This is a genomic window from Dyadobacter sp. HNCC25DJ186, assembly GCF_056895235.1.
This window is the reverse complement of sequence record NZ_JBXHAS010000006.1, coordinates 103722-126045: the sequence shown is the minus strand read 5'-3', so window position 1 is coordinate 126045 and position 22324 is coordinate 103722. Positions and strand designations below refer to the sequence as shown.

At 40.7% G+C, this 22324-nt stretch carries 23 protein-coding genes; 13 read left to right on the top strand and 10 right to left on the bottom strand.

Features of this window, described 5'->3' with window-relative positions:
- Nucleotides 1-72: 72 nt before the first annotated feature.
- Complete coding sequence (locus AC1XUO_RS18585) at nucleotides 73-1212, bottom strand: cystathionine gamma-synthase (RefSeq protein WP_483331275.1); 1140 nt, start codon at nucleotides 1210-1212, stop codon at nucleotides 73-75.
- Nucleotides 1213-1344: 132 nt separating this feature from the next.
- On the opposite strand from AC1XUO_RS18585, the gene AC1XUO_RS18580 reads away from it, so the two are divergent.
- The 6 genes from AC1XUO_RS18580 (at nucleotide 1345) to AC1XUO_RS18555 (ending at nucleotide 8224) form a co-directional block, all read left to right on the top strand.
- Complete coding sequence (locus tag AC1XUO_RS18580) at nucleotides 1345-2031, top strand: TVP38/TMEM64 family protein (RefSeq protein ID WP_483331274.1); 687 nt, start codon at nucleotides 1345-1347, stop codon at nucleotides 2029-2031.
- Between the two features lie 124 nt (nucleotides 2032-2155).
- Entirely contained in the window at nucleotides 2156-3748 is a 1593-nt protein-coding gene (locus tag AC1XUO_RS18575) for a sodium:solute symporter family protein (RefSeq protein ID WP_483331273.1), read from the top strand.
- A 107-nt stretch (nucleotides 3749-3855) separates the two neighbouring features.
- Complete coding sequence (locus tag AC1XUO_RS18570; protein WP_483331272.1) at nucleotides 3856-4827, top strand: dihydrodipicolinate synthase family protein; 972 nt, start codon at nucleotides 3856-3858, stop codon at nucleotides 4825-4827.
- 2 nt (nucleotides 4828-4829) lie between these two features.
- The gene (locus AC1XUO_RS18565) at nucleotides 4830-6830 is read left to right on the top strand and encodes an SUMF1/EgtB/PvdO family nonheme iron enzyme (protein WP_483331271.1); all 2001 of its coding nucleotides are present in this window, start codon (nucleotides 4830-4832) and stop codon (nucleotides 6828-6830) included.
- 27 nt (nucleotides 6831-6857) lie between these two features.
- Nucleotides 6858-7169, top strand: a complete 312-nt coding sequence (locus AC1XUO_RS18560) for an RNA polymerase sigma factor (RefSeq protein ID WP_483331270.1) — start codon at nucleotides 6858-6860, stop codon at nucleotides 7167-7169.
- A 149-nt stretch (nucleotides 7170-7318) separates the two neighbouring features.
- Nucleotides 7319-8224 carry an AraC family transcriptional regulator gene (locus AC1XUO_RS18555; protein WP_483331269.1) on the top strand — a complete coding sequence of 302 codons (906 nt, stop codon included), beginning with the start codon at nucleotides 7319-7321 and terminating at the stop codon, nucleotides 8222-8224.
- Between the two features lie 130 nt (nucleotides 8225-8354).
- Here the strand turns inward: AC1XUO_RS18555 and AC1XUO_RS18550 are convergent, their stop codons facing one another.
- Both AC1XUO_RS18550 and AC1XUO_RS18545 read right to left on the bottom strand, forming a co-directional pair.
- Entirely contained in the window at nucleotides 8355-8789 is a 435-nt protein-coding gene (locus AC1XUO_RS18550; protein ID WP_483331268.1) for a DoxX family protein, read from the bottom strand.
- 118 nt (nucleotides 8790-8907) lie between these two features.
- Nucleotides 8908-10221, bottom strand: a complete 1314-nt coding sequence (locus tag AC1XUO_RS18545) for an MFS transporter (protein WP_483331267.1) — start codon at nucleotides 10219-10221, stop codon at nucleotides 8908-8910.
- Between the two features lie 183 nt (nucleotides 10222-10404).
- On the opposite strand from AC1XUO_RS18545, the gene AC1XUO_RS18540 reads away from it, so the two are divergent.
- Both AC1XUO_RS18540 and AC1XUO_RS18535 read left to right on the top strand, forming a co-directional pair.
- The gene (locus AC1XUO_RS18540; protein WP_483331266.1) at nucleotides 10405-10758 is read left to right on the top strand and encodes a hypothetical protein; all 354 of its coding nucleotides are present in this window, start codon (nucleotides 10405-10407) and stop codon (nucleotides 10756-10758) included.
- Nucleotides 10759-10760: 2 nt separating this feature from the next.
- Nucleotides 10761-11033: a Riean_0653 family protein gene (locus AC1XUO_RS18535; RefSeq protein WP_483331265.1), complete on the top strand. Its 273-nt coding sequence runs from the start codon at nucleotides 10761-10763 to the stop codon at nucleotides 11031-11033.
- A 603-nt stretch (nucleotides 11034-11636) separates the two neighbouring features.
- On the opposite strand, the gene AC1XUO_RS18530 is transcribed toward AC1XUO_RS18535, so the two are convergent.
- On the bottom strand, nucleotides 11637-13172 hold the full coding sequence (locus AC1XUO_RS18530; RefSeq protein WP_483331518.1) for an IS1182 family transposase: 1536 nt from the start codon (nucleotides 13170-13172) through the stop codon (nucleotides 11637-11639).
- A gap of 214 nt (nucleotides 13173-13386) precedes the next feature.
- On the opposite strand from AC1XUO_RS18530, the gene AC1XUO_RS18525 reads away from it, so the two are divergent.
- Nucleotides 13387-13557 carry a hypothetical protein gene (locus tag AC1XUO_RS18525; RefSeq protein ID WP_483331263.1) on the top strand — a complete coding sequence of 57 codons (171 nt, stop codon included), beginning with the start codon at nucleotides 13387-13389 and terminating at the stop codon, nucleotides 13555-13557.
- 184 nt (nucleotides 13558-13741) lie between these two features.
- Here the strand turns inward: AC1XUO_RS18525 and AC1XUO_RS18520 are convergent, their stop codons facing one another.
- The 5 genes from AC1XUO_RS18520 to AC1XUO_RS18500 form a co-directional block, all read right to left on the bottom strand.
- Nucleotides 13742-14539 (bottom strand): alpha/beta fold hydrolase, encoded by a 798-nt coding sequence (locus AC1XUO_RS18520; RefSeq protein ID WP_483331262.1) that lies wholly within the window; start codon nucleotides 14537-14539, stop codon nucleotides 13742-13744.
- Nucleotides 14532-14795, bottom strand: a complete 264-nt coding sequence (locus tag AC1XUO_RS18515) for a type II toxin-antitoxin system RelE family toxin (RefSeq protein WP_483331261.1) — start codon at nucleotides 14793-14795, stop codon at nucleotides 14532-14534. The genes AC1XUO_RS18520 and AC1XUO_RS18515 overlap by 8 nt, the downstream gene beginning before the upstream one ends.
- Nucleotides 14788-14979 carry a hypothetical protein gene (locus AC1XUO_RS18510; protein ID WP_234647027.1) on the bottom strand — a complete coding sequence of 64 codons (192 nt, stop codon included), beginning with the start codon at nucleotides 14977-14979 and terminating at the stop codon, nucleotides 14788-14790. Before AC1XUO_RS18510 ends, AC1XUO_RS18515 begins: the two co-directional genes overlap by 8 nt.
- 80 nt (nucleotides 14980-15059) lie before the next feature.
- Nucleotides 15060-16134, bottom strand: a protein-coding gene (gene prfB, locus AC1XUO_RS18505; protein ID WP_234647028.1) for a peptide chain release factor 2 whose coding sequence is annotated in 2 segments (ribosomal slippage) — nucleotides 15060-16073 and nucleotides 16075-16134 — 1074 coding nt in all. Because the reading frame shifts where the segments join, the coding sequence is not laid out codon by codon here.
- A gap of 178 nt (nucleotides 16135-16312) precedes the next feature.
- Nucleotides 16313-16522, bottom strand: a complete 210-nt coding sequence (locus AC1XUO_RS18500) for a four helix bundle protein (RefSeq protein WP_483331260.1) — start codon at nucleotides 16520-16522, stop codon at nucleotides 16313-16315.
- A gap of 284 nt (nucleotides 16523-16806) precedes the next feature.
- Here AC1XUO_RS18500 and lpdA point away from each other — a divergent pair, with 284 nt between their 5' ends.
- The 3 genes from lpdA (at nucleotide 16807) to AC1XUO_RS18485 (ending at nucleotide 19662) form a co-directional block, all read left to right on the top strand.
- On the top strand, nucleotides 16807-18204 hold the full coding sequence (gene lpdA / locus AC1XUO_RS18495) for a dihydrolipoyl dehydrogenase (RefSeq protein ID WP_483331259.1): 1398 nt from the start codon (nucleotides 16807-16809) through the stop codon (nucleotides 18202-18204).
- Nucleotides 18205-18380: 176 nt separating this feature from the next.
- Entirely contained in the window at nucleotides 18381-18983 is a 603-nt protein-coding gene (locus AC1XUO_RS18490; RefSeq protein WP_483331258.1) for a DUF6036 family nucleotidyltransferase, read from the top strand.
- Nucleotides 18984-19074: 91 nt separating this feature from the next.
- Complete coding sequence (locus AC1XUO_RS18485) at nucleotides 19075-19662, top strand: hypothetical protein (RefSeq protein ID WP_483331257.1); 588 nt, start codon at nucleotides 19075-19077, stop codon at nucleotides 19660-19662.
- 30 nt (nucleotides 19663-19692) lie between these two features.
- Here AC1XUO_RS18485 and AC1XUO_RS18480 read toward each other — a convergent pair whose 3' ends face one another.
- Nucleotides 19693-20691: a polysaccharide deacetylase family protein gene (locus AC1XUO_RS18480; protein ID WP_483331256.1), complete on the bottom strand. Its 999-nt coding sequence runs from the start codon at nucleotides 20689-20691 to the stop codon at nucleotides 19693-19695.
- Nucleotides 20692-20745: 54 nt separating this feature from the next.
- Here AC1XUO_RS18480 and AC1XUO_RS18475 point away from each other — a divergent pair, with 54 nt between their 5' ends.
- Complete coding sequence (locus AC1XUO_RS18475) at nucleotides 20746-22323, top strand: hypothetical protein (RefSeq protein ID WP_483331255.1); 1578 nt, start codon at nucleotides 20746-20748, stop codon at nucleotides 22321-22323.
- Nucleotide 22324: the final 1 nt, after the last annotated feature.

Sequence of the window (22324 nt, the reverse complement as noted above, 5' to 3'; positions counted from 1 at the left end):
TGTAAGTTTTGCTAAAAAATAGAGATCAAAAGTAAGGCTTTTGGACTTGGAATGCAAAAGAGAATCGCATTCTTAACCGATTGCCTGCTGCAAATCTGCAATCAGATCTTCCACATCTTCTATCCCGACGCTGAGTCGAATCAAGGTATCTTTCAGCCCGGTTTTTTCTCTTTCCTCCTTAGGGATACTGGCGTGTGTCATGCTTGCAGGATGCGTACAAAGCGATTCAACTCCTCCCAGGGATTCTCCCAGTGAAAATACTTCCAGGTTTTCCATCACCCTAACGGCCTGTGCATAATCATTACCTTTCAATTCAAAAGAAATGATACCGCCATAGCCGCGCATCTGGCGGGAGGCCAGCTGGTGTCCATCGTGCGAAGGAAGTCCCGGATAATAAACCTTCCCGACCTTCGGATGGTCTTCAAGCCAGAGCGATACTACCTTTGCATTTTCACAATGACGCTGCATCCGAATGTGTAAAGTTTTAATTCCCCGCAAAACGAGAAAACAATCCTGCGGGCCGGGAACAGCGCCACTCGCATTTTGAATAAAAGCCAATTGTTTTGCCAGTTCATCATCATTCACGATCAGCGCACCCATCACCGTATCTGAATGTCCGCCGAGATATTTTGTAACCGAATGCATGACGATATCCGCACCCTGGTCTAACGGATTTTGCAGGTAAGGAGAAGCAAATGTATTATCCACAACACTCAGAATTCCTTTACTTTTGCATAAGCTTGTCACCGCTTCAATATCAATGATTTTAAGTAACGGATTTGTTGGTGTTTCAACCCAGATCATTTTTGTTTTGTCAGAAATTACTTTCTCAATTTCTGAGATATCGTTCATATCAACGAATTGAAATACCAAACCGAATGGCTCATATATTTTTTTCATGATCCTGTACGTGCCGCCGTAGATATCGTTGGTCGCAATGATTTCGTCACCTGGCTTGAACAGTTTTAAAACGGCATCCGTCGCCGCTAAACCGGAAGCATAACAAATGCCGTGTTTCCCATTTTCCAAAGCTGCCAACGCATTCTGCAAAGCAGTTCGCGTGGGATTATGGGTGCGCGAATATTCATAACCTTTGTGCTTACCCGGACTTTCCTGCACGTAAGTTGAGGTTTGATAAATTGGCGTCATGATAGCGCCGGTTGTTGGGTCCGGTTCAATGCCTGCGTGTATGGCTTTGGTAGCAAATTTCATCGGATATATTTTGTCTTGGGGAAATTTCTGAAATGTAAAAAAATCAAAGATAACCTTCTTAAAAAACCTTTTACAGAAAGAAGTCGTTAATTTGATATCTGAAATGTTTGTGTTGACTAAAAATATCTTCTTTTGGCAAATCCATTAGTAAAAAAACTTCCTTTACCCTTAGTTGTAAGCGTTTTACTCACTGTCGTTCCCTTGGTTACTACTTCATTGCTGACTGCCTGGGCGATCACAAATGAAGAAATTTTAAGAAGCTGGTCGTTCGGAACCTGGACGCTCGTCACGATGGGCCTGACATTCACCTCCGCGATAGCCTTAACGCCGCCCACTTTTCTGGCACTTGTTTTCGGATACTTTCTGGGCTGGTATGCGGTACCCTATTTATTTTTTTTAAATATGGGTGCTATCGGGATCTTGTACGTTCTCGCAGATTTCTTCAACGCTGAATCGATTCGTATTTATTTGGTTCAGATTTATCCACAAATTGAATCACTGATCAGGAAATTCAAGGCGAATCAGTTTCGGCTTATCTTTTTTGCCAAACTTTCGCCCGTACTTCCCTTCACCATTACGAATTTATTCTTCAATGTTGTCGGTGCACGGTTGCCTCAGGTTCTCGCAGGCGGTACCTTGGGTATGATTCCAAGAACAGTCCTGGCTGTCTGGGCCGGAAGAGAAGCACAGGAAATCCGTTATTTACTGGAACATCCGAATGAAGGTCTGGGAACAAAAATTCTTCTTTTATCGCTCATCATCATTTCTTCGGTTGGTATTGGTTACCTGTTTAAGGACAAAGAGCAAGAGAGCGTTTGATATTATCGGAATGTTAAAATGATCTGTATGATAAGATCGTACAATAACAGGATATAAAAGAACATGAATCCATGCAGTTAATCCTGTTTATTTGCAGTTAAATTATACTTATCCAAAAAGTAGAATGAAATCCTTACCCTTCATTGATCTGATTATTGTCGTCGTCTATCTGGTAGGGATGGTCGCGGTGGGAATATATTTTTCACGAAAAAATACGACGGCTGATCAATTTACAAAGGCCTCGGGGAAAATCCCCGGCTGGGCAATTGGTATTTCCATTTATGCTACCTTTTTGAGCAGTAATACCTTTCTCGGCGTCCCGGGAAAGGCTTTCGGAAGTAACTGGAATTCTTTTGTTTTCAGCTTATCGATGCCACTTGCCGCCTGGGTTGCTACAAAATTCTTTATTCCATTTTATAGAAACACGGGTGCAGTTTCTGCCTACACGCATTTGGAGCATCGCTTTGGCCCCTGGGCTAGAACTTACGCCGTCGTTTGCTTTTTGTTGACACAGCTTGCTCGAATGGGTTCAATATTCTTTGGTATCGCACTAAGTTTGCAGGCGCTGACGGGATATCCCATGGCTACGATCATGTTCGTAGTAGGAATTTGCATTGTACTTTACACGGTCATGGGCGGTATGGAAGCGGTTATCTGGACGGAAGTTGTTCAGGGAGTGATTAAAACTGCCGGTGCACTGATCATCTTGTATCTGGTTGTTTCGGGTATGGGTGGAGGCGTTTCAAAAATTATTGAGATCGGAAAAACGGATGATAAATTCAGTCTGGGAAGTTTTGCTCCCGACTTCACGCAGTCATCGTTTTGGGTTGTGCTTTTGTACGGTTTTTTCATGAACCTCAACAACTTCGGTATGGATCAGAACTACGTTCAGCGGTATCATACCACGACATCAATCAAAGAAGCAGCGGGTTCTGTCTGGCTTTGCGTATACTTATACCTGCCGGTTTCCCTGATTTTTTTCATTCTTGGTTCTTCTTTATTCGCATATTATCAAAGCAATCCGGAATTGTTAAATGCAGTCCAAATGCAGGTTGCTGTGGAGCGTTTGCCCAATGGCACACCGGAAGCGATTCGCACATTGGCGTCATCATTAACTGCGGCAGATATCGGTGACAAAGTCATGCCGCATTTTATGGTTACGAAAGTTCCCGTAGGTCTTTTAGGATTAATTATCGCAGCCATTATGTCCGCAGCGATGAGTACAATCAGTTCCGGAATGAATGCTTCGGCGACAGTTTTTATGGTTGATATTTATCAGCGGTACATTAAAAAAGATATGTCATCAAAACAATCTATGACCTTGTTATACATCGCAACAACAGGTTTTGGATTATTGGGAATGATAACCGGTATCGCCATGATCGGTGTGAAAAGTGTTTTGGACGTTTGGTGGTTGTTATCCGGAATTTTCGCCGGAGGCATGCTGGGGCTATTCTTGCTTGGAATTATTTCAAGAAATACAAAAAATGCAGAGGCACTAACGGCGACTTTGATTGGTATTGCAGTCATTATCTGGATGACTTTTTCAGCAAAGCTCCCAGATGAATATGCATACCTGAGAAATCCGCTACACCAGAATATGGTGATGGTTGTCGGGACGCTTTCCATTTTTCTGGGAGGTTTGTTGCTCACCCGATTAAAGGGAAAACCCATTGAAATTGAAAAGGAAATATTAACCGATGGGCATGTTTCATAAGAAATCCTTATTTTTTTTCAGGATAACTAAGAGTTTTCAATCAGGTAACACTGATTGAGCATGAATTGATTCTAACAAAGTTTTTACATAAAATTTATAAAACTGGTATGACCGCGACTGCCACTTCTTTGCCGCAAGGATTTATTCCTGTGATGTTAACACCTTTTCTGGAAACAGGAGAAGTTGATTATGAGGGCTTAAAAACGCTCACAGAATTTTATTTATCCGCCGGCGCAGCAGGACTCTTTGCCAATTGCTTATCAAGTGAAATGTTTGAATTGAGCGAGCAGGAACGGATTTCTATAACAAAAACGGTAGTAGATCAGGTGGCAGGAAGAGTACCTGTTGTCGCAACGGGGACTTTTGGAGGAGCGATTTCAGAGCAGGCAGAATTTGTAAAACGTATATATGCTACCGGCGTAGAAGCTGTGATTGTTATATCGGGTTTAATAGCCGACGAGCAAGATTCTGATGAGGTTTTTTTAGAAAATGCGCTGGAATTAATATCCCTGACAGATGACATTCCACTGGGTTTTTATGAGTGTCCCGTGCCATATAAAAGATTGGTCCCCAGTATTATTTTAGAAAAGCTGGTGAAAACCGGGCGCGTGGTTTACCATAAAGATACATGTCTGGATCTGGATGAAGTCAAAAGGAGAATCCATGTGGCTGATAATCAACAATTTGGATTGTATGATGCCTATATGGTAAATGCTGTGGCTTCCTTGAAAGCTGGGGCGGCAGGACTTTCCTGTATTCAAGGCAATATTTATCCGGAGCTTGTGGTGTGGATCTGCCAAAATTTTAATAATGCTGAGCGGCAGGATGATGTTCAAAAAGTCCAGCAATTTTTTGTTGATTCAATGGATCTTGTTCATACTGTTTATCCGATCATTGCGAAATATAGTTTGCAAAAACGAGGTTTTCCGATATCGCTTTATACGAGGAGAGAAGTTGGGATTTTGAGTCAGGAATTAAAAACGGAGATGGATAATTTGCTGGCAGAAGTGGAAAAATTACAAACAGACTTGGGTATCCGTAGTAATTTTGCGCAATACCTTATCAGCAAAATTGATTAAAAATGAAAGGGCTTCTCATCATCCTATTGGCAGTTTTGGTAACACAAACGGCATTTTCGCAGAACACAAATTTTCTGGGAATTAAACTGGCAGATATTCCTGCCGGAAGATTTTATATGGGCTCGGAAGGCGAAGGAGAGAATGCGGATGAAAATCCCGTTCATCGGGTCGCCATATCGAAACCTTTTAAAATGTCGGTGACGGAAATTACGAATGCGCAGTTTGAAGCCTTTGATCCGTCGCATAAAAAATTCAGAGGAAAGGACGGGTTTTCCAATGAAGATGATGAAGCGGTTATATTTGTTAATTATCAGGATGCTACTGCCTTTTGTGAATGGTTAAGTAAAAAAGAAGGGAAAAAATATCGTTTGCCAACAGAGGCCGAGTGGGAATATGCCTGCAGAGCCGGGACAGTCACTGATTTTTCCACAGGAAGATTTTTGTCGAAGGCGCATTTGAAAAGTCAGAAAACCGATCGCGAACCTGTTTCAGTTTCCTTGAAAGTTGGGCAGGCCGAAGCAAATAAATTCGGGTTATACGACTTGCATGGAAATGTAGAGGAATGGTGCCTGGATTGGTATGGCGCCTACGCGGCAGGTGAACAGACAACTCCGGTTGGAAGAATTTCTGGTTTATACCGTGTGACAAGAGGTGGCAGCCATGGTACTCCGTTGACTTATCTGCGGTCGTCGAACCGGATGGCGATGATTCCGGAAGACAAACATTTTCAGCTGGGTTTCAGAATTGTTGAAGGAGAGTTTCCCGTGGCAAAACTACTTCCGGCAGAACCAGCTTCTTTTGTTTATCAAAAAATTTCCCAGAAACCTTTTTCATGGAAAAAAGTATCGGATTCTAAACCGATTTTCATGGAACCGATCAGGTATGTGAACAAGCCGGAATGTGCTGATGAAGTGCCATTTTTCCAGCATAACCATTGTCCGGCGATAACCTGGTGTCCGAATGGCGATCTGCTTGCTGCCTGGTTTTCCACTAATCAGGAATCAGGACGGGAAATGACAATTCTGGCAAGTCGATTACGCGCTGGTCAGGAAAACTGGGATAAGCCTTCCGAGTTTTTTAAAGTACCGGACAGGAATATGACCGGCACGTCACTTTTTGATGATGGAAAGGGAACATTGTATCACATGAACGGTGTGGAAACTGACGGAGACTGGAAAAATCTGGCAATGGTTTTACGCACCAGCAAAGACAATGGCGCAACCTGGTCTGTTCCCTCGCTGGCTGATGGCGAGCACCAGGTCCGGAATCAGGTGATCGCGGGTATGAGCCAGACCAGGGAAGGTTGGCTGATTCAGGCGGGAGATGCTGATCCGGGACCAGTGGGAGGTACGGCAGTACATATTAGTAAGGATGGTGGGAAAACCTGGATCAATCCCTATTTAGGAAAAGAAACACCTGATTTCAAGGAGGGGAATTCGGGAGGATTAATTGCCGGGATTCATGCTGGCGTAGTGCAATTGAAAGATGGAAGTCTGTTCGCTTTGGGTAGAAATAATAATATAGAAGCGCAGGAAGGCTCCGGTTTTAGAATGCCTGCAAGTATTTCAGGAGATATGGGGAAGACCTGGACTTATTCTGCTTCGGAATTTCCTCCGATCGCCGGGGGACAGCGGCTGATTTTATATCGGCTTAACGAGGGCCCGCTGCTGGTGATATCATTCACGCATCATCCGGAAGAAACGGACGAGAAAAAAATCGGAATGATTTTTAAAGACACGAAAGGAAAAACTTACAAAGGATATGGCATGTATGCGGCGCTGTCCTATGACGAAGGAAAAACCTGGCCTGAAAAGAAATTATTAACAGATAAAAAAGAAAGGTATCTGAACGGCGGTGCATGGACAGGCGCGTTCGAAATGAATGAAAATAATGCAGAACCGAGAGGATATCTGGCACTGACACAGTCGCCCGACAATCTTATTCACCTGATAAGCAGCAGTATACATTATCGTTTCAACCTGAACTGGTTAATGACTGATTAAGTTGAAGATATTTTAAATCCTTATCTTATGAACTTTCCTAATGATCAAATCCTGTATCGTGTAAGTCAGGGAGATGAAGCGGCATTTTCTTTATTGCTTACATATTTTCATTCCCCGGCACTGAAATTTTGCAAGACTTTACTGAAAGATGATCAGGAAGCTGAAAATATGACGAAAGATGTTTTCGCCAAGATCTGGGACAGTCGCGTTCAGATTAATCCGGAAGCTAATTTTCAGACTTATCTTTTTGTTAACCTTCGAAATCAGATTTTCGATCAGTTTCAGAAGTTTGAAAACGATCAGATACTGAGACAGCAATATCTGGATAAAGTTGTCTGATATTCTACGATTTTATCAAATCCAACTTGATCAATATCCCGGAGAAAAGATTTAAATCCTTTGATAGATAGAAAGGACAGGTTTCGTTCTTACTTTATTTGAAAACGACTCATGCAAGAAAGTATAAGTCAGGACTTGATAGTAAAGCCATGAAACCACACTTTCACAAAGTTCCTATAAAATCTCAAAATTCGTTCAGCATCCGGCATGAGCGTGAATCCAGCTTTGGTACTGTCTGGCATTATCATCCGGAGCTGGAATTGCATTATCTGATCAAGGGAACCGGCGTCCGTTTCATTGGAGATAACATCAGCAATTTTTCTGACGGCGAATTGATTCTTTTAGGCGAAAATCTTCCGCATACCTGGCGTATGGAAGGTGAAGCCGATAATGCTGCTGTTGAAGTGATTATCATTCATTTTTTACCGGATTGCCTGGGTGGAGATTTATTGACACTGCCGGAAGCTTATCTGATTCCCAAACTTTATGAAAAGGCGAAGAAAGGTTTGGTTATTAAAGGAGAGGCCAGGGAAAAGATCACTGCATTGATGCGATCAACTGTTCAGGCGGAAAACCTTGACAGATTAATTTCTTTACTTACCATTCTGAAAATTCTTTCAGAAACGAATGATACAGAGACAATTACCTCAGCACACGCCTTTTACAAATCCAATGATTCGGAAACGTTGCGTTTGAATAAAGTATACGCCTATACTTTATCAAATTATAAAAATCCGATCACATTACAGGATGTGGCCGCTATCGCCAATCTCGGTGTGACTTCTTTCTGCCGGTATTTTAAATTAATGACCAAAAAAACATATAATGATTTTCTTGTGGAAATCAGGATCAGCCACGCCTGCCGCTTTTTGATTGAGGATAGTATGACGATCGAAGTGATATGTTTTGAATGTGGGTTTAATAATGTCTCAAATTTTTACCGCCATTTTAAAAATGTAACGGATATGACGCCTTTGGAATATAAAAGGAAGTATTTATTCAAGGTAAAAAAGGAAGCAGGGAAAGTTGCTGAAAGTGTGAACAGGTTTTTATAAAAGAAAACAGCATCAGAAAAACAGAGGTTTGTTAACTGCCTTTTCTAATGCTGTTTGCAAGCCAGAATATACTTTATCGTAACAGTCTGGCTGCCGGGGCGGCACCGCCGAAAGCCGACCGCCGAAGTTATCAATGATCGTGATTTTTCATCCATTCATCCATGGAAAATTTTCCTGAACCGATAACGGTGAATGTCAAAACCAATATAAGTGTGATCATGGATAACCATAATTCTGAATTGAAATATGAAAAACCAGCTCTGATATTTACGAAGAAAACGGCTGCAATCAGGATTGGAATCTGAAAAATAGCTGCGGTTCTGGTGAGACAGCCAAGTGCTATCAAAAATCCGCCGAAAATATGAGCAAACGCGACGTAATGTACAGCCATCACAGAATATAAATGAAAATCCATATTACTGATCAGGTGTGAAAGCCGCGCTGTATCGCTGATGAAGCTAATGCCTTTTACAAAAAGTAAGACACCCAAGCCGATACGCACAACGTCCATCCACGCGGGGTGATGTGTATCGCCCCAGCGTTCAATTCGGTTTATCATTTCCATAACTCTCAGAATGTTTTGGTTTTCAGAAAGTTATAAAATTACAGACAGGATGTCAATAGATAAATTATCTTTTTAATTTGAATAGTACAGTTTCCTTTGTGAAATTTCCTCATGGTAGTCAATGCTCTATCAGCGAGGTGTGTTTGGTATCTTTCATGGTGATGTAAACGGTCAGTGAAATGAAGATACAGGCCGTAACATACCAGTAATAATAATTTTCATGACCTGCATTTTTGAACCAAAGCGCCAGATATTCAGCTGTTCCGCCAAAAATAGCAACGGTTAAAGAATAGGGTAAGCCGACTCCCAGGGCCCGTACTTCGACAGGAAATAACTCTGCTTTTACGACCGCATTGATTGAAGTATAACCGCTTACAATAATCAGCGCAGCCATCAATAAACCAAAAGCCCCCCACATGGTGGTGGTATGGCTTAGCGTTGTAAGTAGTGGAATTGTACAAATTGTTCCCAAAACGCCAAAGGCGATAAGTAGCGGCCTTCTTCCAACGCGGTCACTTAACGCACCGAAAACGGGCTGTAATAATGCAAAAATCAATAATGAAAAAAAAGTTAACGTTGTGGATTGCCCTTTGGATAGTCCCACAGTATTAACCAGAAACTTCTGCATATAAGTGGTGTAAGTATAAAACGCGAGCGTCCCGCCCAAGGTAAGTCCGACAACGACGGCGAGTGCCCTGGGATGTTTCAGAAGTTCTTTCAAAGAGCCTTCTTTCTTCTCCGAAGAGGTACTCTTATTCTGAAAAGCATCTGTTTCGTGCAAATTGCTGCGCAGATATAGTGCGATCAAGGATAAGATAGCGCCAATGACAAACGGGATACGCCAGCCCCATTCGTGCATTTGTTGATCAGTGAGGAATATTCTTTGCAGGATTAATTGTAAACCCAGTGCTATTAATTGTCCGCCAATCAAAGTTACATATTGAAAACTGGAATAGAATCCGCGCCGTTCTTTGGTGGCTACTTCACTTAAATATGTCGCCGAAGTTCCATATTCTCCACCTACACTGAGACCTTGCAATAACCTGGCGATTAATAATAAAACGGGTGCGGCAATTCCTATCGTTTCATATCCCGGCAAAAATGCAATTAATAATGAGCCGAAAGACATCAGTAAAACGGATAAAGTCATCGACTCTTTTCGGCCCTTTGTATCTGCAATTTTACCAAACAAATACCCGCCAATGGGGCGCATCAAGAATCCTACGGCAAAAATTCCTGCGGTATTGATTAATTGTACAGTTGGATTTGAATCCGGAAAAAAACTTCCTGCAAAATAAAGAGAAAAAGCAGAATAGGCATACCAGTCATACCATTCGACAAGGTTACCAATGGAGCCGCCCATAATGGCTTTGAGCCGCCAATTTGTATCATTTTTATGCGGAAGCGTACTTGGAGTATTGATTTTGATCATTTACGTCAAGGATTTTGCAGGAGAAAAGGAGTCCTTTAAAGATAGAAGATTTTATGGAGAGGTTAAGCGGGGAGGAGGAAAATGTTACTATTACGTCGAAGACAGGTCTAATCCGAGGAAGTTACTACTTTTTAAAACTGATAATTCCTATTTTACCCGTACAACACCTAAAACTTTCCTCAAATGAAAAGTTTAATCACGCTGGTTTTACTGGGCACTGTTTTCTTTTCCTGTGCTTCGGTAAAAGTTGAGAAACTAACCACCAATCAACCAAAACCACGAAATTGTGAAGTAGAGGTTTTTAATAATGTGAGTGAGGTAAAAAGAAAGTTTGAAGTAGTTTGTGTGCTTGATAGCGAAACAGGAAACTCCATCTGGAATAAACGAACAGCCGAAGCAGCGATAGAAAATGCAAAAAACAAAGCCTGTGCATGTGGTGCCGACGCGATTGTAGTAACATCCTCGGGAAGAACGAAACTTAAACTTTATTCTTATCGGAGAGGGGTTGCCAGTTTGAAGGGGATTAAGTATTTGTAGCATTGGAAGAAGTAGGAATTCACGAACTAAATCAAAAAACGTATTTGTGGGATAGAAACTTTTTTCCTGAAAACTACGGATGGTATCAGGGTGCCGATGGGATAGGTTTTATGACAAACCCAAATCAAACAGGTAGGGTTGTTATCACAAAAGCGGATACGATATCCGGTGTTATATCCGGTACCTTTGAGTTTGAGGGGGGAAATTCGCTCGGGCAAAAAGTGAAGATTACGAATGGACGATTTGATGTAAACAGCAGAACCGTAAATCTTTAACAGCTAACCAACTACAATCATGAGAAATTTTTATCGCCTATTTTTAGGCCTGGCATTGCTATGCCCTTTATTTACTGCCTTTGGGCAGTCAAATGCCCGCACCACGCAGGCTAGCTAACCCCGATTACAAATCGTTAACTGGGGAATAACATTGTTAGGTGCCGTATATAGACATAAGAACGTTGAAGCTAATAGGATTGTAAAAATCAAAAAATATGCTTATTTAGAAATTATATTTTACAAATAAAAAGAATAATTATATTTACTTCAGTATACTTCCCTACCCTTTAAACTAACTAGTTCCAAGAAAAAACAAACCGTTCCTTGGGTGATCGCCTTCTTTTTCCTCGTTATATTTAGCTGCGATAAGGACAAAGCCGATCCTGAGTGTAAGGATGCATCCTGCTGCCATCCCGAGTATAATCAATATGTGGAGTACATCATTGATGTGCCTGCTCATTTGGCAGGGCCGAGGGTGTCTCAAATTTAAATTGAGGCACCCTCTTTTTTTTAGATGAACTTTTTTCCACCATCCACATAAAAAATCTTCACATTCAATTCTAATGGGCTTGCTTACCTCAAAAAGGCAAAAAACAACCCTCCTTAGGCTGCTTTTTTTCTGATATTTTGTGCTATTGCTAATAATCCCCATTCTATCTCCACTTTTTCTTTTCCTCTGAGCATGAAGCGGCGGAACCGGTGGTTCTCTTTTATATTTCCGAACACAGGTTCTACATCAAAACATCGTTTTTTTCGTCGTTCAATCCCTTCCGGACTATTGAGCAGTTCATATGCCTTCTTTTTCTGCCGTTCAAGTTCCACATTGACCTGAATAATTCTGTTCCCCTTGGATTTATGACAAGCTCCATTTAATGGGCAGCCATAGCAATTCTTAGCCTGGTACATTCTTGATGTCTGCTCGAAACCGGTACTGGTTTTCCTTTTACTGTTGCCGACATAATCCATTTGCTGACCCATCGGACAGATGTAACAATCTTTTTGCGGATTGTAAAAGAGTTTATCTGGGCTGAAAGGACGCTTCGCATTATAATTTTTGTTTTGCTGCTTGTCAAACATGCCATACTTTACATATGCAGCAATCTCTTTGCCTTCCAGCAAGGTGTAATTTTCTTGTGAACCATACCCAGCATCCGCAGTGACTACTTTTGGAAAACTTTTGAAACTGGTTTGGTGCTGAGCAATGTGATCGGTCAGCGTAGTTGTGTCTGTCGGATTGGGGTGTAGTGTATAATTGACAATAAATTGATTTGAGGTTGAGATTTGTACATTATAGGCAGCTTTGAGCTGACCATTTTTCATATGATCCTCTTTGAGCTTCATAAAAGTGGCATCCTGGTCTGTTTTGCTATAGCTATTGCGCTCGCCTAAAACAGCTTCTTGTCTTTCGTATTTAGCGATATTGGCCGGATACTCTTTGGTTACACGACGAAGTTTTGCCTTTAATTTTTTATCAATATCTTTTTTCTTACCTAATACTTCGTTGAGCTTATCAACTGTACTTTGGACTTTCTCTGTATCTATTTCAGTAAAATCCGGCGGATCAGGAAGCTCATCTTCTTTGCTGGCCACGCTTTGAGCATACTCCCAAATCTGACCTAACTGCTTCTTCATTTTCTCTTTATTAGTCTGGATAGCCTTTTTCCAGACAAAAGTATATTTATTGGCATTGGCCTCAATTTTTGTACCGTCGATAAAGATCTCCTCTATGCTCAGCAATCCTTCTTGGGCTAAAAGCAGGACCACCTGCTCAAAAACATTGCGCAAAGCCTCTTTTAGGCGGACACCCCTAAAACGGTTAATGGTATTATGGTCAGGATAACTCATCGAGCTTAGCCACATAAAGTAGATGCTTTCCTTACAAGCCGCTTCCAGCTTTCGACTGGAATAAATATTACTTACATAACCATAAACAAGAACTTTTAGAAGCATCTGTGGATGATAACTGGAAGATCCCCTGGTTTTGTAAGCTGCATGAAGTGGATCAAGATTAATCTTGTTAATTACGTCATTAACAATCCTAACCGGATGTGTCTTGGGCACCAAATCCTCCAAACTGGGAGGCAACAGCATCATCTGCTGCTGATTATAAGGCTTGAATGTAGGTCGTTTTCTGCTCATCATCAATGATTATCTATACCTAAAGATATAAAAATCAGTCGAATACAACAAGAAATACAATCAATAATAACAGCCCAAAACCAAATATTTAAAAGGATTTTTAAACGCAAAAAGGATGCCTTTATGAGACACCCTCTTTTTTGTTACCGTGGGGTATCTGACTGGGAATGAGATCCGTTATACATCGAATGCTTTAGAAATTTGCGAAAACTCCATGGATAAGATCAAAGGATTCACCCCGGATATTGTCCCAAGAGACTCTACCAAAATGACCTATGCTTATCGGGTTTCGGGTAAGATCCTTTCCGATGAAAAAAATCCCAGATTTTCCCCTACGCCGGTGCTTTACATTTACATTGATAAAATCGAAAAAATAAAACAATAAACCTATAAAATTATGAAAAAATAAAGGTAAGGGTAAACATCAGGGAAAAATCATTTTACAAGCCAATCTCTCGTGAACCTTTCTGGTTATATTGAACAGAGGTGATGGGGTCGAGAGTAAGAAAGCTATTGTAATCAAATAGAAACAGATAAATAAGCTTCTGTAACCATTAACGGAAGCTTATTTATTTAATCTGCTCCCGGATAAGGGCTGCTACCTTCTCAACCAAATTCCCATGCCCTGCGGCAAGCAAAAAGTACTGTTCTTCCGGAAGCAGCGCGGATAGTTTCTTTACATCTTTTGCCTTCAATAACTTATCATGTTTTCCGATAAACAAATAAACCTTCGTTCCATCAAGTTTTTTGTAAACCGCCGAAATATCAAATTTCAACATCCGGAAAGCCAGCCAGGAGCGGTAAATGGTTTCCTGCCGTTTTGGATCGGCGAGCATAAATTGTGTAAAACGAATGAGGCTTTTGTGGATAAGTCCGAATTTCTCAAACAAATTGGCTGATCTAGTTAAGATATCAGGATTTTGAAGTACCCAATGAAAAATTTTCCGGGTTAGCCGGAAGCGGCAAGCCAGAGTATAAACCGGATGTTCGGAAACGCCGTCCGGTGCGATTAAAAATGCCTTATCGATTTTGTTTGAAAAAGCCTCCAAAGTTGCCAAGGCAAATCTTCCACCGATACTGAACCCTACGATATCAAAACGGTCAATTTTATTTTCTTCCAGAAAGTCAGAAATCAGCTTATTCCAAAATGTTTTGGTAATAATATCCTGATCAGAGAAATCATCATTTCCATGGATTCCTTTACTTTGCCCGTGGAAAAATAAGTCGAAAGCATAGATTGTATAATGATCTCCCAAAAGTTGAGAAAAGGATTCAAAACAAATTAAGCCAGTTTGCGCAATACCGTGAAAGGCGAGGAGGATTTTTGGGCCGTGGCCGAGACGATGGTAATGAAGAGTATTACTCATAAGCGTCTCTTCGATGCCTGACACCGGAAACTTCCACGATCCTTATTACATCGTCAATTGAATATAGGACGCGATAATTTCCAATTCGAATTCTATATATATTTTGAGTTGAGGTTAATTTTTTACAACCCGGTGGGCGCGGATCGTTAGATAATAATTGGATTGCAGGAATAATCCTTTGAACTTCTGTTTTTTGAAGTTTACGAATTTCTCTTTGGGCAGAGCTTGAAATAATTACCTCGTAAATTTTAGGCATCGAATTTTCCTTCTGCCTTCAATTCCTGAACAAAAAGATCAAATGACATGGAATCTTCAGATTTCCTTTCTTCAACAAGGAGTGCATCCAGTACATCTTCAACAATCTGTCCGTGTTCTTCCATAGAAATAATAAGATCCGTCTTTTGACCTTTTTCATTGGTAATAAATCGAATACCAGTCATAGCTTTTTTTTATAAATATAAAAAAACCTCCGCACAAATCCATTGAATAACGTCCGGAGGTTTCTAAAACTCAATATTTCTTAATACTCCATCAAATAAGCCTTGATGAAATCATTAATCTCTCCGTTCAATACCGCATCCGTGTTAGAAGTCTGATGATCCGTGCGGTGATCTTTTACACGACGGTCATCTAAAACATAACTGCGGATCTGAGAACCCCATTCGATTTTACGTTTGGAAGCTTCCACTTCTGCGCGTGCTGCATTACGTTTTTCAAGCTCGATCTGATAAAGGCGCGATTTCAATAAACGGATCGCAACTTCTTTGTTCATAAGCTGAGAGCGTTCCTGCTGACATGCGATGATAATTCCGGATGGTTTGTGGTGCAAACGAACTGCCGTTTCCACCTTGTTCACATTCTGTCCACCCGCGCCACCGGAACGGTAGGTATCCCAGGTAATATCAGCCAGATTAACATCGATTTCAATGGTGTCATCCGCCAGAGGATACACATAAACCGAAGTAAATGAAGTATGACGGCGGGCATTGGAATCAAAAGGTGAAATACGGACAAGTCGATGAACGCCGTTTTCCGACTTCAAATTTCCATAAGCATATTCACCGGAAATTTCCAATGTTACGGATTTGATACCAGCCACATCACCATCCTGCAAATCTACCTCGCGAACTTTGTATCCGTTTTTCTCCGCCCACATGATGTACATCCGCATGAGCATCGATGCCCAATCCTGCGATTCGGTACCACCGGCACCAGAGTTAATTTCAATAACGGCCGGAAGTTCATCGCCTTCTTCGCCCATCATTTTACGGAATTCAATTTCGTCAAGTTTCGCTTCCAGCTTTTTGCCTTCCTCGTCGACCTCTTCTTCGGTAGCTTCACTTGCATCATAAAATTCCCAGATCGTATCCAGGTCGTCGCGTAATCTTGAAAGTTCTTCATAACCTGTGGTCCAGAACTTCAATCCACGAATTTCCTTCATTGTTTTCTCAGCCCGTTCCGAGTCGCCCCAGAATTCCGGTTGAGAAGTTTGTTGTTCAAGGTCGTCTAGCTGTTTTTTACGGTTAGCGTAGTCAAAGATACCTCCCCAAAGCCTCTACACGGGCCTTCAAGTCTTTCAATTGATCAAGTGTCATTGAATTTTTTGAATTTATAGTTGAAAAAAATATTTAAAAGTCAATTATTGTCAAGAAGTTGTCATTTGTTGTCAGGGGTGGTCAGGAAATGGTCATGGAGTTATGAGAGCGATACCTGACGATAAATGACCGCGTGGCGGACCGCAATCCTTGACAAAACCTGACTATAAATGACAATTTATTTGCCAATAGTTTTGATATAATTATTGAGCTTAACTGACAATGATTCGCAAAGTTGGCTTAATTCTGTGAATTTTTCTATGCTTATCAGATTTCTGTTTTTTGCTTTTGCGAGCCATGTTGCTGTCTCCTTTAAAGAACCACGTGCATAGAAGCAAAAGTTCAACACCTTTGCCATCTGATAAATATGCAGCTCTTCAAGTTTCATAATATAATGGTTAGCAGAAGAAAATCAGGAACAGTTCACTTTACAAGTACGCACAATTGCCAATCTGGTAACTTAGAATAATCCATGTCAACTCCTGACAACCAATGACAACCCCTGACAGTTACCCACAATCAAACGACTTCCTGACAACTAATGACAACCCTTGTCAATAAATGACAATTTCCTTACCACACTCGACCATTCCTGCCGTTTTCATAACGATATTCACTACCTTTGCATGAAATTTTTGTCAACCCATTTCTTTCAAATAAAAATACTAGAAAATGGCTCAAACGTATGACGTGATTGTGGTTGGTAGCGGTCCTGGCGGATATCCGGCAGCTATCCGTGCTTCCCAATTAGGACTAAAGGTAGCAATTGTAGAAAAGGAACTTTTAGGTGGAATTTGCCTTAACTGGGGCTGTATTCCAACGAAAGCTCTTCTTAAAAGTGCACAGGTTTTTGAATATATCAAACATGCAAAAGACTACGGTATCAACGTAGGTGAATATTCTGCTGATTTCGGAGGCGTTATCAAACGTAGCCGCGGTGTTGCAGACAGCATGAGCAAAGGAGTTGCTTTCCTGATGAAGAAGAATAAAATCGACGTCATCATGGGAACTGGTAAAGTGAAAGGTGTAAAAACAGTTGAAGTTACGGATAAGGACGGAAAGAAAACTGATTATACTGCTGGTAAAGGTGTTGTGATTGCAACAGGAGCCCGTGCCCGCGAATTACCAAATATCAAAATCGACGGTACGAAAGTAATCGAATACCGTAAAGCAATGAGCCTTGAAACACAGCCAAAAAGTCTTTTGGTAGTAGGTTCTGGTGCGATCGGAATGGAGTTTGCGTACGTGTACGCCACAATGGGTACGAAAGTTACTGTTGTTGAATTCCTTCCAAATCTTGTTCCTGTTGAGGATGAAGATATTTCGAAAGAAATCGCGAAGCAATACAAAAAACTGGGTGTCGATACATATGTAAACTCTTCTGTTGAGAAAGTTGATACAAGTGGAAACGGATGTAAAGTTTCTGTGAAAACTCCGGACGGAGAAAAAACTTTTGAAGTGGATGTAGTGCTTTCAGCAGCGGGTATTGTTTCGAATATCGAAAATATCGGTTTGGAAGAAGCGGGTATCAAAACGGATAAAGGTAAAATTTCTGTTAACGAATGGTACGAAACCAACGTTCCAGGTTTCTACGCAATCGGTGACTGTACACCTGGCCCTGCTTTGGCACACGTTGCTACGGCAGAAGGTATCATTTGTGCAGAGAAAATTGCAGGTCACAAAACGGAGGCTTTGGATTATGGAAACATTCCCGGCTGTACATATTGCCAGCCTGAAATCGCTTCTGTTGGTTTCACTGAGAAAAAAGCGAAAGAAGCAGGTTACGATATCAAAGTGGGTAAATTCCCATTCAAAGCCTCTGGTAAAGCTACGGCTGCAGGTGCTACGGATGGTTTCGTAAAAGTAATTTTTGATGCTAAATATGGCGAGTTCCTTGGAGCGCACATGATCGGTACAAACGTTACTGAAATGATCGCTGAGGTTGTAGTGGCTCGTAAACTGGAGACTACTGCACACGAAATCATGCGTTCAATTCACCCGCACCCAACCATGTCAGAAGCTTTGAAAGGGGCAACTGAGGCGGCTTATGGTGAGGCAATTGATTTGTAATAAGGCTTTCGGCAGTCGGCTATCAGCTTTCGGCAGATAAATAATAAAACCCTGGTGGACTTTGGTCTGCCGGGGTTTTTGTTTTTTACGAAAACCTATCAACCAGAATTACATTTTTATAAGTATTTGTAATTGAAATTTCCATAGTTTTATGTCAGCAAAAATCTGTTAATGGCATGTCTCATAGTGACTTTCATACAAAATCGCAGTATTCTGAAAATATAGAAAATTTCAGCAGGCTTAACCGTTTGGCAGGAAAACTTTATCGTTCGAATCCACTGAATAAAAAAGCGGTTTGTATGGATATTAGTAGTGAAGATGTGCAGCAGCTTTTGAAAAGTCTTAATCACTTTCAGGTAAAATATCTTTTAATAGGAGGAATGGCGGGAGTAGTTCACGGGCACATTCGTACTACGCAGGATATGGATCTTTGGGTTAAGAACGACCTTGACAATACAAAAGCACTCATTAAAGCACTATCCGAAAATGATGTGGTTGGCAGTCATTTGCTAATAAACATGCCGCTTATTTTCGGTTATACTTCCATCCGTTTTGGAATGTCCGGATTTGAACTTGTTTTGGGACATTCATTAAAGGCATTTTCAGAAGCTGATTTTGATGCTTGTTATGAACGTGCTTTGCAAGCGGATCTGGATGGAATTCCATTTCCGGTCATTCAGCTTAGAGATTTGATTAGGGAAAAAGAGGCAACAGGACGTCGTAAGGACTTGGCTGACGTTGAAGAATTGCAGCGTATTTGGGAGGGGCAGCAATTGTAAATTAATGATCATGCAAATTTTAATCTCCGTAGAATAACAGCTTTGAATTTATCTTTATTTAATTTGAAAAAATGAAGATTGAACTCAGCATATGAAAAAAATTCTCCTGCTCGGTTTATTGGCGTTAGTCGGTTACGGACTTTTTGGTGTTGCTGCTTTTTATATCGGTAAATCCATGGATTATTGGAAAAATCCATGGGCATATAGTCGCGATGAAAAAGCAGTTTTATTGATAGGGAAGTGGGAGGGAAGTTTTAAAGATCCTGATGGCATTATGAAGGATATAAAAATGGAAATCCTTGTGCCAGAAACGGACTCAGAACGATGGGCTAGGGCGTTTAAGAAGAAAAAACGTCGTTTTGTCAATAGAGGAAAAAATTTTGATGGGCCTGTCATTGTCTCCAGCAAACTCGGTACTGAGTATTATTCGATATCGGGAAAAGTAAATCAAGACGATAATCATAAGATTTATCTGAATTTTCACACGGACGAAAAGAAGAAAAAAGTGCTTCCCAATTTTATCCTATCAGAAAGTAGCGATGGGAAGTGGGAAAGTAACACAATAACTTTTTTTGCCAGCTTTTCTTACTTTAAAGCTAATGGTACATCGCTTTACGAGAGCAGTAATTCCAAACATCAAATGAAAATAAAAGTCAATTTACAGCGTGTTCAATTGTAAATTTCTTTTCAAACACGCTGTAAAAAACGATTATTTCACTTTCTGACGACGCTCCATCGCTTCCCTCCACGTTGTCAGAATAATCCCTTCTTTTTCAATAAATTTCCGCAATTCCGGATCAATCATTGCCAGAAAATCACCTTCACGGGTTGGATAGGAATCTGTAATTTTTGGAAAAACTTCGGTATGGATCGTGCAATGCATAATCACCATCGTAAGGCCGGGTTTAATGTTTTTGATTGCCTGGATGTATTTTTGCGTTTTATATTTTTGAAGTGCTTTTTCAGACTTGTCACCCGATTCCGGACCTTTCCACCCATAACTTGAATTTTCCAGATCGTCCAAAACAGGTAAACCGGCGTCCCAAAGCTGTTTTCCAACCATTTGGGTCATGGCCAGCTGATCAGCAATAATTTTTTCCTGAACCTGCACGACAGAATTATGTCCGCCCGGAAACATGACCGGTATTTTTTCTTCCATACCCACTTTCAGATAACGCTGCAAAAATTCCGGCGTAGCGAAAAGCGTTCCCATGTGAGAATCCAAATGCGTGGGTGTGAAACCCATCGTTCTTGCCCGGTCAAGTTGTGCCCGGATTTCTTTTTCAACTTCATCCGGCGTGGCATTTTTGACGACATCTCCGACACCTCTCCACATTGCACCTTCGGAATCAACCAAACCTTTAACCTGATTTTTACCGGCAAGCGGTCCCCAGCGATAATCTTTCCATTCAGAAGTCAACGTCAAATGCAGCCCCGCATCTATATCCGGATTTTCTTTTAAATAATGAACAAAACCTGGTACCCAGCCGCAAGGCATCATCACGCTTAACGAATTGGCAACGCCTTCTTTTATTGCCTTTATCGCTCCCTGGTTGGATTCATAAGACATACCAACATCATCCACGTGGATAATCAATACCTTTTTCCCTTTTGGATAACCGAGTTTTTCAGCATAGGTCTGCTCAAAAACCTGCGCGGATACGGTTGAGCAGACTAATATGTTTAGGAATATAAATAGTTGTTTCATGTGATTTTTGTTTAATTATGCTGAAAACATGGAGGCTATAAAACTATACACCTAATGAAGCATTTCGTACTATTCTTTTTACTGCTTTCTCTCTCTGGGCTTAAAGCAAACGCACAAATAACCAAAGCGAAGGAGATTGTCGCGCAGGCTTTGAAAGTGCATACTTCCGGAAAAAAAATCGAACGTTTTGAATTACATGCAGAACATAAAAAACTGACCAGAGCGTCGTTTTCGCTGCAACAGCCCGATCCATTTCTACATGTCATCGATTCATTGATGAAAACTTTACCTGATTCGATGCAAAAGGAAATGGAAGCTCAGAAGATCAGAGGGGAGGAAGAACTATTCAAGACAATTGAGGAGGACTATGCCGGTGTTAAGGAGCTTTATTTTGTTGATCTTCCATTAAAGAAAATAGCTAGTACTGGCATAAGACCAAATCGTTTAAGAGGAAAGAATGATACGACAAGCGCTTTGTTTGATTTTAAAGAGGCCTATTTATTGTCAATTGCTTTTAAATTTAATCCCGTTATCCTTTTACAGGTTATGGAGCAGGATTCTACTCAATTGCATTATACCGGGAAAGCGACAATTGATAATCAAGATTTCTTTCTGGTACAAGTGAGGGTTGGTAATAAGTGGCTAGAAGTGTATTTTGATGCAAAAAGTTATTTAGTGAGCAGATTGTCAGAGCCCTTGGTAGACGAAGATCCTTTGATGGGAAAAGGGCCTCTTCCATACAGTCATATTATCTCTTACAAAAACTACGAGTTAAGAAATTCGTTTTTATTGCCAAATCGGGTGGAAGAAACGAATACTAATCTACCCTTTACTAATAACAAATTAATTACGTGGGTAAGTATCAATATAGTTTTTCCGGCTCACGTTTTTGATCCGCCGCTTACTTATGAAGAAAAGATTAAATATTCATTCGAGCATATTGGCGATAATTTATTTGTGATGGAAGAAAAAGCAAGTTACTTAAACAGTCGATCAATAATCAGGACGAATTCTGATAATACCATTGACATTTTTACAAATCTGTCCAATAACGATTTACTAAATAAAAAGAAGTTGAAGGCAATTAATTTGCAGTTCAAAAATCCTAAGATTGGCAATATATATAGTTCAGCATACCTTTCCGGATTTTCATCGCTTTCCTGTTTTTTCTCGAAACAAATCCACGTAAAGGCGCCAAAAGCAACCGGGATTTTCGCGGACCAGAAGACTTCTGGTAATCCTGTGGAGGATTCAGTTCAGGTCGCAGTCAGGGCGAAAGGTTTATTAACAACCTTTGATCAGGATTTTGCAACGCAAACTGAAAAGGCATTTATTTTAAATCCTGGTGCAAATCCTGAACATAATAATATATGGGTCGCCTATTATTTGACAAATAACAAAGTGATTTATCTTGAAGGATATGCCTATAGAAACTTGAAAAATGAAAATAATACGGTTGCACCAAGTGATGTAGCACTGATGAAATTAATTCAGAATAAATCCTTAAGTGTCGAAAAAATTGTTTTCTCAAAATCTTTTACTGATGATGCCTCGCTTTTTGTAACATTTGCCGATTTTGAAAAACGGATAAAAAATTCAGTCTCTTCTGCGGATAAGGTAAACAAAAAGTAAG